5 protein-coding genes are annotated in these 13225 nt (G+C 65.8%); 2 read left to right on the forward strand and 3 right to left on the reverse strand.

The window, feature by feature from the left end:
• Nucleotides 1-4 precede the first annotated feature (4 nt).
• The 3 genes from EIM47_RS13925 to EIM47_RS13935 all read right to left on the reverse strand — a co-directional run bounded on the left by EIM47_RS13925 (nt 5) and on the right by EIM47_RS13935 (nt 10973).
• A complete protein-coding gene (locus EIM47_RS13925; RefSeq protein ID WP_125077250.1) occupies nt 5-6091 on the reverse strand; it encodes a DEAD/DEAH box helicase in 6087 nt (2028 codons plus the stop codon).
• A gap of 11 nt (nt 6092-6102) precedes the next feature.
• Nucleotides 6103-9045, reverse strand: coding sequence for a hypothetical protein (locus tag EIM47_RS13930; RefSeq protein ID WP_125077251.1), 2943 nt, complete (start codon nt 9043-9045; stop codon nt 6103-6105).
• Nucleotides 9046-9851: 806 nt separating this feature from the next.
• The gene (locus tag EIM47_RS13935; protein ID WP_125077252.1) at nt 9852-10973 is read right to left on the reverse strand and encodes a PAS domain-containing protein; all 1122 of its coding nucleotides are present in this window, start codon (nt 10971-10973) and stop codon (nt 9852-9854) included.
• A 91-nt stretch (nt 10974-11064) separates the two neighbouring features.
• Here EIM47_RS13935 and EIM47_RS13940 point away from each other — a divergent pair, with 91 nt between their 5' ends.
• Nucleotides 11065-11829, forward strand: coding sequence for a hypothetical protein (locus tag EIM47_RS13940; RefSeq protein ID WP_125077253.1), 765 nt, complete (start codon nt 11065-11067; stop codon nt 11827-11829).
• Between the two features lie 212 nt (nt 11830-12041).
• Nucleotides 12042-13097, forward strand: coding sequence for a phosphotriesterase (locus EIM47_RS13945; RefSeq protein WP_125077254.1), 1056 nt, complete (start codon nt 12042-12044; stop codon nt 13095-13097).
• The last annotated feature ends 128 nt before the right edge of the window (nt 13098-13225 follow it).

Below are 13225 nucleotides of genomic sequence, written 5' to 3' on the forward strand. Positions count from 1 at the left end.
GCTCCTACACGCGCTTTGCGAGCACCACGAGCCCACACGCCTGTGCCCCCGCCACATCCTGCATGTCTTCATCTATGCCGATGCGCTTGAAGCGCTTGATGCTCCCCGCGACCTGGACTTGCACCCTGCATAGACCACCCGCCACGGCAGCCTCCGCAAGCCAAGCCGCGCTCTGGCCCATGACCTCGCTCAACGGCCGCTCCTCGATCCGTCTCCAATCCAGCCCCCGCCAACGGAACGTGGTTCCAACGTCCAATGCACGCACCGCTGGTGCATCCAGACCTTCCCCGTCGGAGTTACCCGGCACGCTGGATTCCGCGGCCACCGCCGGGAACTCGTCCCCAGCGAGGATACGGGAACGAACCCACGCCATACGCCGTGCCAGGTTGAACGTATCCACGAACCTCACCCGTCCGCATCCATGCTCCGCGGCCAGGGCATGGAGTGCCCCAACACGGTTCGCTGTGCCGACGGTGACGGACCACAATGGATGGACGATGCCGAACAGTTCGCCACTTTCGACCCATCCAGCCACTTCGCCAGAGCAAACGGCTCTCCCTCCCGGGAACGCCCTGCAGTATGCCGCCGCGAGGCGCATCGCCTCCTCCACGAAGGCGGCATCGCCCCCCGGCACATAAGCCGGGTCGTCGAGGCATCGCAGGAGGTCTAGGCCAAGCATGCAGTCCAGCAGTGGATGGATGTGCCGGTTCCTGAAACCCTTGAGCAGGCGATCCGGAGTCCGCCAATGTTGACCATTCTGGAACGCCACCCGCTCCTCCGACAGGAGCCGGCCGAAAATGCCGTATTCATCGAGACATTCCCGCAACACGCCCTGCCAGTTCCTATTGGCCCACCCCACTATGCCCGCTCCGTTCGCGTGGGCATCGGCCAGGTAAAGCTCACCCGCCCCACAACGACCGCTTTCGTCCGCAAGCCCATGCACCGAAGCGATCTCGATATCCATGGAGTCGACGTCAAGGCGCAACGCGATGATGCGCTGGAGGATGGTAGCCGCGGAGTACCAAGCCGCGCGGGTGCGCGCCCTGCGGTGCCGCGAATCCCAGCTGAAGAATTCCAGGCCACCACCGCAATATGCACGGACGGCCAACACATCAGTGGTCTTCGGCGAACACAACGCAACGGTGTACCTGGCTCCATCCGCCTTTTCGGAAGCGACAAGGACGACGTTGTCCCCATCGGCCTGTGACAGCGATGCCCCCCCGTTTTGCGACGGGACCCAATCCTCGCGGAATCTGAAGAGCTTCCGCCCATTGGTATTCAGCCGAACGACTCGCCCCGCGAATAAATGGAGCTCCACCCTTCCCATACTTCCGGATTGGATGGGCTTCGACGGGGCGGCGATGATGGTGCGGCCAACCTCCGCTTCCCACGCAAACGATGGATCGCGTGGATCGTGGTACCTGAGATCGGTCACATACGCATTGGGCACGAAAGCCGCAAACCGGAATGCACTTGCACCGCAGTTCGGACATGCCACGTCGTCCTCGGGCGCGAAGGCCTCCGATCTCCAGTCGCCCAACGGGGCCTCGCCCATCGACCCGCATGCCGTGCAATGGGTATAGGCGTACGCGGCTTGCACCGGGGGCTTCGTCACGACCCACTTTCCTTTCCCCCGGCGCATCGGAGCACCGATCAATCCGGCAGGGGTAAGCATCCGCTTGTCCCACGTGCGGCGGGAACCAGGCGCGAAATCGGCCAGTGCTTGGTCCGCCTGGCGGTCGAGGGTCCATCCCTCCTCCGCCGCCCTCGGAAAGTAGAAGTACAACTGCTTTACCGAGGTGGGCATCCCGAACATCGGCAGGATCCCTGCTTCGGCCAAGCGCCCCGCCAACGTCGCGCTCGTCAGTTCCCTGGCGCGGCAGGCGCCGGCAATCCTGTCCGGCAGGCTGGCGGCTACCGCCTCTAGGGCTTCAGGCTCGATGGAAGTGCCCGCGGCGATGACTCTGGAGATGCACACCACCTCCTGACGATTCTTGGATATCCAGCCTGCAACGTCCGCCTGCAGGGCATCGGGATGTGTTGGCACAAGGCCCATCTCGCCGTGGGTATCGGGTGTCCCCTGCGTTTCCTCCCAAGTCGTACGCCGCTTGAAGAACCTCCGCAGCAGCTCCTTGGCCATGACCCGGTCCGCGAGAACCTGCTGCCCGGCCCCCATGGCGAGCGTTGGCTGCGGAGGGATCCCGCCCGTCATCTCCCCCGGATGGTCGAAGTGCAAGCGGTCATGGGTTTGGCCGCGCGAATACGTCAGGACCACGGAGAAGGGCTGCCCCGCACGGCCGGCACGGCCCGATCTCTGCTGGTAATTGAATCTCTCCGGCGGCATGTTCGCTTGGAAGACAGCCTGCAACGACCCTATATCGACGCCGACCTCCATGGTGGTGGTGACCGAAAGGAAGTCGATCTCGTCGACCCGCCTGATCGCCTCCCTTTGCCCGATGTCTGAAAGCATCTCACCCTTCAGGAATATTCCCCTGAAGTGCCTTTGCCTCTGCGCTTGGTCTTGGCTCTGTCCCGTAAGCTCCTCCGCATGCAGGCGGTATTTGCGGGGGGCATCGCCTTCCTCTCCGTAGTAGTGCCCTTCCCGGAGTTCGCGGGAAGTCGGGCCATTGGGTTCCGCGGTCAGGGGCCCCATGCAGCGGGTGCACACGCCACCGCTTTTATGCCAATGGATCTGGCCACACCCGTCGCAGGACCAACAGCGGGCTTCTGGCTGGACGACGAATGCTGACGCGCCACCCAGACGCACGACGCCCCAGGGGTGCCCCGCGCGCATGAACGCATCGCGTACGTGGTTCCGCAACTCCTCGAAGGACATTGCATTGCGTTTCGCGACCTCTTCGAGATACCCCCTGACCCGCTTCTTCGCAACCCCTCTTGCGCCCGGCTTCGGATCATCGTCCGCCCACGGGTCCGCACTCCCGTTCCATGGGTACGGGTCGATCTGATTCTGCTCAGTCAGTATCCGGAGGACTCCGTCGCAGGCTTCCCTAAGTGCATTCCGATCGTCGCCCCCTGTTCCGAAATGTCCTGGCCCAAGGCCCAGATGACCGAGCCCGCGCGCCTCAAGGTCGTAAAGCAACCGCCCTGACAGTGCCCGCCAGGCCTTTTGCCGCAGCCGTGCGTTCAGCAGTGCGGCGTCGTCAATCTGCTCCTGATTCCGCCCAAGCGACGGTACCGTTCCCCCCCAGCCCTCCAGTACCCTGGTCCAATCGCGGGGAGCCTCTTTGTCACCCAAGAGCTTGTCTTGATAGCCCGGACCTGCCGGATTGGTCCCTAGGGAAACGAATCCTGCCCAGATGGGCGGTAACACGCCATCTGGATCGGGCCTTCCGAATAGCCGGTCAAGCTTCACCCAACCAGGTTTCGCGGCCCGGATCCGTGCAAGTTTGGCCAAGAACTCCTCCGAGGGGCCATGCCGCATTTGCCGCCTTGCCTCACCAAGGAAGACGTTCAGTTCATTCCGCTCGCCATCATCCTCAACTTCATCGATGAGGAGCACTGCCCCTTCCACGTCCCCTGCATCCAGGAGTTCCCAGATCCTTGCCTTGTTGAGTTCGCCTCGGGGTATCGACCGCTCCAGCAGCTCCCGCTGGAGCATGGACCGCAAAAGATGTGCCCAGTGCTCGCTCTCCACATCCATGGCCAAGCGAGCTGCCGCCTCGCGGCTATCGGAGAAAGCGACCAACTTCTTCCCAGACTCGGGCAACCGCGCAATTAGCTCCGTCGCCAGCAAGTGGGACACCTTGGCCAAGCCAGTGGCGAATGCTCGGATCGGCGAAGGACGCCCCCCCTTGCGCTCGCTGTAATCAATGCCGCAGTTCGGGCATCGCTGCGGCATCGCCAAGATCCCGGATCCGTCTCCGTTCACATGGAACCAGCTGCAGCGGATCCCATCCTTTTCGTCCTCCATCCCGGCCGAAGGATAGACGCTCACTACCCCGGTACCGGGATGGATCCTCGCGGGCATCCATTCAGCCTCCTGCGCCACGACGGGGCGGCCACGCTGTCCTATTTCAGCACGCTTCTCGATCGAACCTTGGTTCCACCGGCCATCAAGACCGGCACCCTCTCGCCCCATCCACACGACGCCTCGCGCGTCGTATGTTTGCTGGTCCGTCCGCGCATCCCGCCCTTGTCCGTCCACGCCGTCTAGGTCGTATGGCAAGGCCGTGAGCTCGAACTTCGGGCAAGGCGACGCGCCACTACCCGGGACGCCGGGGATCGCGGCGCCCGCGTACTCGACCTGTACCCGCGTCTTCCTGCCCGACAAAAGCTGCGTCCCACAGCATTCGCAATAGAGCACCTCGAGCAGCGGTCCAGCATCGTCTCGGTCAGACGTCCCAAGCTGTGGCTCCGGGGACAGCCGACCGACCAGGCGCTTGGGGTCATCAGGCCGGCTGGGACGGATCGTCGCCCAAATTCCGTCGATGTTGCGCGCCATCCAGTGGAACCTGAACCGTGGCAACCGTTGGGGAGAATCACCGCTGTACTCGCGCAAGACTGCCGCCACCATCAGGAACAAACCCTCCAGCGCGGCTTTTCGATCCTCCCGCGGCAGACAGCCGAACCACACATCCCCGAGCCTTGTGAGGGGCCTCGCCACCAACCGCCCCTCTTCGGCGAAGGCGGCCATGAGGAACGATGGCCACGCATCCTTCCCGAGCATCCCATAGACCTCCAGCGCCCGTGCACGCGCGTCGTCGCCCACGCTGCACCGGGTTAACTGGGCGAGCGCCGCTGCCACCTCGGGTTGAAAAGAGGGATCGTCTCCGGGCAGGTGGAGCTTCTCCCCGGTGATGATCCTGAACGAATCTTTCGCTTTCCCTCCGAGGCCGAAAAACTGGCCCAAGAACCGGTAGGCCTCCTTGCCCTCGAGCGAGGCGCTGGAAGCCAGTATCCTTAGTTGCTTGCTATCAGGGGAGAGTCCAAGGCGATCGAGCAGCAAGCGCAACAGGTACGCAACTTCCGTTCCAGCGGACTCGCGGTATAGGTGCAATTCGTCCACCACGAGCTGGAAGACGTGACCTTCGCTCTCCCTGAGCCATTCGCGCGTCTTATCGAAAATGTCCTCGTCCGCGCTATCCCCGGCGAGGTCTGGGTGGCGATGTCGCATCAGCATGATCGAGAGCATGCTCACGTTCGTCACCAAGATGTCCGGTGGGTTGCGCTGCATCTCCCATCTATGGAACATCTCCGCGGCATCCATGGACATCCGCGGCATGAAGCGACTCGCTTCCAGAAGACGCTCGCGCTCTCCGTCTTCCCGGGCCGATCGGAGCTCGGCACGGATGGCCTCGTATTCCTTGATTGCCTTGGCGATAGCCTCCTCGCATTCCTTCTTCTTCCCGGCGCTGCCTCCGCCAACCGGGTGGCCCGCGACCGGCGTCTTGCCGTTGTAGCGGCCGAACCTGATTCGGTTCCCGCCCAAGGTCGCATCGAGCGCCGCATGTACGGCGTCCGAATCGAGTGCCTTGCGCAACCGAGACATCTGGTCTTCTACGAGGGCATTCATCGGATACAGGACCAATGCACGCACGGCTGCAGGCCGGGATTCACCCCGTGCGACGCACCTATCCAGCGCCCACTTGCCACTTGAGGGCCAATCGCACGCGCGCGGCGGCACGGCACTCCACTCCGCTGCTGCCTCCCTGATGATCCCCGCTAAGACAGGCAATAGGAACGACTCCGTCTTTCCCGAACCTGTACCGGTTACCACCACGCAATGCCGCCCCCCTTCCCCGGACCGCGCCAATGCCGTCCGCAACATCTCCTGCTGGTGGACGAACAGCGGGTACGGGCCGTCGAAGAGTCCGGCACCGACGATCTCCTTGAAGGGTCCCAGGCCCTTTCCGATTCCAGGGATGTCTCCTCCCTCGAGCTCCTGGAGCTTCTTGCCGTGTGCGTAAGAGGGGACCGGCTCTACATACGCGTCCTGGAAAAGGACGCCGTTGGTCTCCAGCAAGGCCCCCCGTTCATCCTCGAACGTCGGCGAGTTCGTCTTGAAGGCGCTCTTGACGTAGCGCCTCACGGCGGCTTGCAGCTTCTCGTATGCCTGGATTGGATTGTCCATCCGTTATCGCCTTACCACGTTTCCTTGAACCTTCCCCGGACGACCCTCAAGACGTCATCCGGAACCCCCTCGTATACCAACCACCTGCCCGTCGCCATCCCGGCGAAGGTCGATGCATCGACCCTTATCCCAGGGGCATGGCGGGAGCGCGCGAAGATCAGGTCCAGCCTTCCTCCGTCCTCCCGGCCTGCGTCCATCTGGCGTTCGTCCGGCGGACACCCCTTACAAAGCACGAGCGCCCTTTCGATGACGGCTGGGAACCGCAAACTGGCAGGCACCCACACATCCCAGCCCGACCTGCCCTTCGAGGCCGGCACGATTTCCCGCCATCCCTGGCTCGGGGCAGCGGCCGATCCCACCACCGCCAGCCATCTGGCCCAACGGAGGTCGTGCACCCTCGAGAAACCTTGCCTGTGCGCAAGTACGTAGCCCCTCGAACCAGGCACCTTCGGGTCCTCGTACTCGTACAAGAGTAATTGCTGCCCTTCCGGCCGTTGGAAGCCTCCACGCCAGTACTTGAAACGCCCCACCTCGGCGTCGAACACCCTGATGCCGGCTGCTTCGTCCCGCGGAGGCAGGGGGCTGGAGTTCGCCATCAGCCCAGAGCGTACATCCCGCATCCCCACCGACCATCTAGCCATACGTAGCGCCATGGGTGGGAGCACGGCAATGCCTGTCTGGGCAGCGCGCGTGCGCAGCTCGTCCGCCGTGAAGAACGCCTGCAACCTGAGCACCGGGAGATAAGCCGCATGCGTGGGATCGCCCTTGCTACGGCTGAACTGTACGAGCCTCTTGCATCCGAGGGATAGCGCGCCGAGGGTACGCCACTGGGCGAACGCAATCGTCCCGGCGAGGCCATACAGCCTCGAACGGCCGATCCTGATAGGCAATTCATACAAGGCTGGGGGCGCCGCATGGACGTAGCTCGGGGCGGCGCCCGACCTCTCGAGCTCCACGTGGCCACGAGCGCGCAAATCCTCCAACAGCCTCCAAGGCTCGACGGGGGCATTGCCGCCGGAGAGGAGCCGGCCCAGCAAGGCCTTCGCTCGTCCGTACGACATTCTCCTAGCCGTTGCTAGCGCATCCAGGAACCTGGCAGCGGGATTCGTCTCCCAACTGCCCGAGGCGGAATCATCATGCGCCAGGAGGTCGGCGTCCTCCGGAGCCTCGAGGAAAGTCCCGGCCTGGCACTCGGCATTCATGGAGTCGAACGGCGTCCCGAGGCCGTCACCGGAGACAGGGATGGGCCGTCCGTGTGGATCAACGCCGTAACCGGCGCTTCCCGCCTCAAGGGGGAGTGCTTCCGGATCCTTCACGCGTAAGGTGGTGCCTCCGGGAAGCTTCGGTCCGTGCTGCTCGAAGACCTCGATGGAGAAGACACCGCCTTGCTCCACGAAATCCGGCAATTCGAAGCTGGCCACGGGACGAGCCATCGGGACGCCCTCCACGGGGGGCGCTTGGGGTTCCCCGGGAAATGGCCGCAGGGGAACGCCGTTGCAGGATGGCACCGAACCGGTCGGCCCCGAAACGAGGACGCGCGGCAGATCGTAGTGGAGATAATGCCTCGATCCACCAATCGTGACGGATGTGCCTCCCACCAAGCGACATATGCGCCCAGTGCTGCGGACTTGTGGAAGGGAAAGTTGATCGTCCGTGAGGCTTTGCTCCTCGAGCCACACCATGCGCCAACCAGGAGGGAGGCCGCTGGTGTCCACCTCCTCGTACCGAGGGTTTGCACGTTCCAGATACTCTCCCAGCACGCTGGCTCCCTGCTCGTCCGCCAGCAGGAAGACGTTCCCATAGGGTGAAAGACCTGTCTCCCACAGCTCGAAGAGGGAGCCCCCCTCCCTACCGAGGACCCAAATCGGCCGGCGCGGCAGCCTCCAAGCCACGCCCTGGAGCTCCGACCGAAAGGGCAGACACGTCAGGATCTCCTTCGCCGGGCCGTTCACATGGGACAACACCACTTCGCCATCCTGCAGTCGCCGCGGACGCCACCCTTCGACATCCGCGTCCCCGTCGAGCTGCAAGGCTGGCCCGCCGGCAAAGCGCACCTGCAAACGCCACGGCAGCGCCCCCTCTACGTACAGACCGAGCGCGGCCTCCCTTGCCGGCCCATCCCCACCCTCGTCATGGCATGACCTGCGAGGCCCGCCGTCACCCGTCGGACGGCCATCCCACGTTTCGTGGATTGCCACGAGGATGGCTTCCAGCTCGCCAGAATACGCCGCCTCGCGTGCCGCTTGCGCCAGCGCCCTGGACACGCGGTGGTCCCCGACCCGCAACGCAGCGAGCATCCTGGCGCGCTGCGCCTGCGACAGCGGCGTGCCTGCTTCAATTCCAAGGGATCGGAAGAGCGCATGGATCGCGGGGATGTCGCCCGACGTCAATATCACCTGGGACTTTGGCAACCCGACGTGCACGAAGCCACCGAGCCTACGGACGTTGAATGTACCGAACGCCCCTTCCGTCGCCCTTGTCCATGCTTGGAGGTCCTCCCACGCTTGGACGATCCGCCCCATGTTCTGGGCGGACCAATTAGCCGGCAGCGCGAGGTCTGCACGAAGGCGTGCATAGTACCCATCCCCACCCGAGGCGGCCGCGGCGCGCGCCAGGGCGGCGAGGTACGGCAGGTAGGTTGGCGCGGACCTTTCAACCTGTCCACGCGGGTGGTAACCCGGATCGAGCTGGCGCGGGTCGACGTACGACGGGCCCCGGCGCGCCGTCCGGGTACGCTGCTCGACCAACAGCCTCACCCGGTCCTCGAACTTAGCCGGCAACGGCCATGATGGCCCCTCCCGGACTGCTTTCAGAAAGCCTGCATCCCCGCCGAGGTCCACGCCGATGCGATCGAGCTCCTCCGGGGTGGCGCCGAGGAAGACCTCCCCCCCGGATGAACCCGCTGGAAAGAAGTTCTGCAACAGTCTGAGGTTCCATGCTTCGAACTGGTTCAACGTCTGGGATCCCCGGAAGTAGTACCCGTACGGGCGGCCCATGCCTGCAACTGCCTAGGGGCACGCCAACCGCCGTACCGGCGCACACAGTGCCAGAATCTTCATCGGCATCGTCTATCTCCAATTTAGACTGGACATCACGCCACCGCACGTCGCAGTACCAGCAGGCACGCTCGGAAGACGACGAAGCGCAGCCACATCGCAGGAAACAACAACGCCAAGCGTGCCAGGCCGCCGTGACACGATCTACGCTCGCCCTTCCCCGGGATCACGATATAGGCTATGAGGCAAACCTCGTCGAGGCCAAGAGCGACCTACGGCACCTGCCCACGTCATCCGCCGCATCGCGGGCACACCGGCCGCCTCGATCCCCAATGGGTGCTCCCCCTGCCGCACCCGAGCATTCCGCCCGGCGCCGCTGGTGAGCCGGAAATGCAGGGACCCCCGCCTCCCGTCTGGTAGACAGCAGCGCCGCGGCCGAGGTAGTCACCGTGAGTGGAGAGCCATCTTCGTCGTGCTCGCCGGGCAGGAGGTAGGGCGCACGTTGGCGGAGCCCAGCTAGTCAGCCGTGCACGGTGCCGCAGGAGGCATCGGTGCCACCCGTCCGCCTTAGGCGGCCAGCTCCCTCCTGCTACAGCGACTGCCGGCGGGCCGAGGGACCGGCCCGACACAGGTACACGAGATTGCGCGTGCGTCTGCAGCAGGGTTCGCATCGATGCAAAAGACGCTGGGTGCCGGCTTTTTTTGCATGACGACGGGGTATCTCCTTGCGGCGTCAAGCGTGGGACGGCTGCTGGCCACATGCCTCAGTCGGCCATCGCGGCCACTGCCGCCAGCAGGCGGACCAGCGCCATCTGGCCGTGCACGCCAGCCTTGTCGTAGACCAGCTTGAGGCGGGTCTGCGCGGTACCGGTGGTGATGCGGCATTCGACCGCGGCGGGGGCGAGGTCGCCATGCCGCAGCAGGGCGACGGCCAGGGCGGCCTCGGAGGGCGTGAGGCCGAAGAGATGGCGCAGGATGGCGGCAAGTCCTTCCGCCGCCGGTGCGCCGACCGGCTGCAGGAACACCACGGCTGCCGCGCCCAGGCCGCCGGGTGCGCCGATGGGATGGATGTCCGCCACCAGCACGCCCTGCCCGGCAGCGTTCTTCAGCAGGCGCTTGCCGGCGTGGCGCCGGGTGCTGCCGTCGCCCGCGGTTCCGGCGATGGCGTCGTGCAGCAGGTGGCGGAACGGTTGCGGGTCGTGGCAAGCTTCGGGGCGGCCGTGGACCAGACGCAGTGCGTCGCCCTGTGCGAGCAGGCGCTCGGCGGCGGGGTTGCGGCGGATGACGCAGCCACGGGCGTCGAGCATCAGCATCGCCAGCGGCGAGGCTTCGACCGCGCCTTCCAGGGTTTTCACCTGCCGCTCCAGCCAGCTCATGTGGCGGAGGATGGCGTAGGCATTGCCCCAGTGCGGGGCAACCTTACGCGCCAGGGCCAGGTCGGCCTCGGTGTAGCCCACGCCCCCGGGACGGCACAGGGTGGCGACCACTACGCCCTCGGCATCGGCCTGGGCACACAGGGCCAGGGATTGCTCGATGTCGCCGATGCGTAAGTACTCGTTGTAGTAACGGGTGCGGCGCAGTTCGCTGCGGGGGAGCACGGCGTCGCTATCCATGACCGTGCCCGGGCGCATCAGGTGCGTGCTGCGCTGCATCCATGGATTCTCGGCCGCGAACTCGCGCTCGTAGGCGGCCATGTAGGCCGGATCGGCCCCGACCAGCAGCTCCAGCCGGCCACGAGCGTTGCCCGCGTCGTGGGCCATGACCGCGCCGATATGGCTGCCGGTGGCGGCACACAGGGCGGCACTGAATTCCTCCAGCCGCCCTGGCTCCAGGACGGCTGCGTACAGCGGTTCCAGTACCGCTTCCAACACAGGCGGGCCGCCCATGACACCCCCGGGTTGTCAAGCCCTGGGCGGGAGTATCGAAGAAATAGTGACGATGGCAACACTTGCGCGGCACTTGCCCCGGGGAGTCGCCGTGGAACAGGGACTTTTGAGATTCTTCCGAGCCGGAAGCCTGCTGCTTCTGGCAGCGCTGGTCGCTCCGATCACAGGCTGCGGCACGATCGACGCACTGATGGTGAACTCGGAAAAAGCGCGAAGCCAGCCGGGCTACTGGTATGAACAACCAGCTCCCGTCCCAACCGGCGATAGCGAGGCCGAAGCAGACCATTTCATTAACAGGGCAAACGATTACTGCGCGGGCGTCGCGCGAGCAGGAGCGCGCCAGGAAGGGAAAACGCGCGCAATCAAGAACATCATGAGTGTGGTTGGCGTGGTCTCGGGCACCATCATTGCGCCGGTGCTGGTTGAAGGCAGCGCGATCCGGGCATGGTCCGGCGTGGCGGGCGCTTCGGCAGGCGCGATCTCCAGGATGTACGACAGCGCGACGGTTTCCCCGATGGGAATGACGGGTGAAAGGACCACGCTTGTTGGCGAGATCATCCGGATCAACAGGGAAATCCGCGACCTCGACCTCGCCAGGAAGGAGACCGGACGCGACATACCGCGCGAGAAGCGCAGGCTGGCCAACGAGCTCATCTACTTCTGCGCGCTCAACGATCATCGTCCGCGAAGGCCGGCCGAAGTCGCCGCTGCGTCAGCAGCGGCAGTCCAGCCAGCGGCGAACAGCGCCGGCGCAGGTGCCCCACGCGAGGTTTCGCAAGCGCCGGTGGCAGCCGGAGCGGATGCGCCCAATGGTGCAACCGTGTCCCCGCAATCGCAGGCCACAAGCCCACCCTAGGAACGCCAGAGCGTGTCCCCGACGATGTCCTGGCCACGCCAGACCTGTCTGCGCCTGCCCCGCCCACCTTGCGATGCACGGGGAAAAGCAGAGGCCGCCGGAGGCACGGGAAACGTCCCAGGCCAGCGCTAGCTGGACATGAACGGGCGCGATGCGCGGCACCCGCCGGCCAGCGCTAGGATGACCGCATCCGTCCCACCGAGGCAGCGAAGATGCATCGCAGGGAACTGATCGCGGCGCTGGCGGCGATGCCGCTGGCCATGGGGTTACCCGGGCCGGCGCGGGGTGCGCCGCGCGCCGTGGCGGGCCAGGTGATGACCGTCAACGGGCCGGTGGATGCGGCTGAGCTGGGGCTGACGCTGGCACACGAGCACCTGTACGCGGACCTGCGGCCGCACTCGGAGCAGGTGGCCGAGCCCATCGCGCCGGATGCGGAGGACGTGCTGCGGGTGGCGCTGCCCTACCTGCGCCGGATCCACCAGCAGGGCTGCCGCACGCTGGTGGACTGCACGGCCACGACGCTGGGCCGGAACCCGGGATTGTTGCGCCGGCTCTCGCAGGCCAGCGGGCTGCATATCGTCACGGTGACCGGCGCGTACCTGGCGGCGGGCGGGCGCTTCATCCCGCCCTATGTGCACGAGGAAAGCGAAGAGGCGCTGGCACGGCGCTGGATCGCCGAGTGGCAGGACGGGATCGACGGCACGGGCGTGCGCCCGGGGCTGGTGAAGCTCGGGATCGAGGGCGATCCGCTGACACCGCTGGAGCGCAAGGTACTGCTGGCGGCGGCACGCACGCAGCGGGCCACGGGACTGGCGATCGCGGTGCATACCGGGCCGTGGGCCGAGGTCGAACCGGGGCGCAATGCGCGTTGCGCGTTCGCGCAGCTGGACCTGCTGGAAGGCGCCGGGGTGCCGGCCTCGGCCTGGATCTGGGTGCATGCCCAGGGCGAGGTGCAGCACGAGCACCATGTGCGCGCGGCCCGGCGCGGGGCGTGGGTGTCGTTCGACGGGTTCCGGCCCGGGCAGGAAGCGCGGTACGTGGAGATGCTCGGGCGCATGCGCGACGAGGGCCTGCTCGGGCAGGTGCTCGTGTCGCAGGATGCGGGCTGGTACAACGCCGGGCAGGCGGATGGCGGGGAGTTCAATCCGTTCGACCCGCTGTTCACGGCGCTGGTGCCGGCGCTGCGCGAGGGTGGGTTCGACGAGGCGCAGGTGCGCACCTTGTTCGTGCACAACCCGGCGCGGGCGTTGGCGGTGCGGGGCGGGTAGCGGGGACAGGCCCCTCGCCTCGCTTTGCCGACGGAGGAAAAGCAAAGCCACTGGGTCCCGGCTTTCGCCGGGACGACGGTTGAGGAATGCGGGGCGGGTCCCGGACGCGGCCGTTACCTAACCGGGTT

It is taken from the genome of Pseudoxanthomonas sp. SGT-18, assembly GCF_003931645.1.
GTDB lineage: Bacteria > Pseudomonadota > Gammaproteobacteria > Xanthomonadales > Xanthomonadaceae > Pseudoxanthomonas.

What these genes read in the sequence shown, in the direction of transcription:
- EIM47_RS13925 (WP_125077250.1), bottom strand. Translation starts at nt 6,091, where the DNA reads ATGGACAATCCAATCCAGGCATACGAGAAGCTGCAAGCCGCCGTGAGG.
- EIM47_RS13945 (WP_125077254.1), top strand. Translation starts at nt 12,042, where the DNA reads ATGCATCGCAGGGAACTGATCGCGGCGCTGGCGGCGATGCCGCTGGCC.
- EIM47_RS13935 (WP_125077252.1), bottom strand. Translation starts at nt 10,973, where the DNA reads ATGGGCGGCCCGCCTGTGTTGGAAGCGGTACTGGAACCGCTGTACGCA.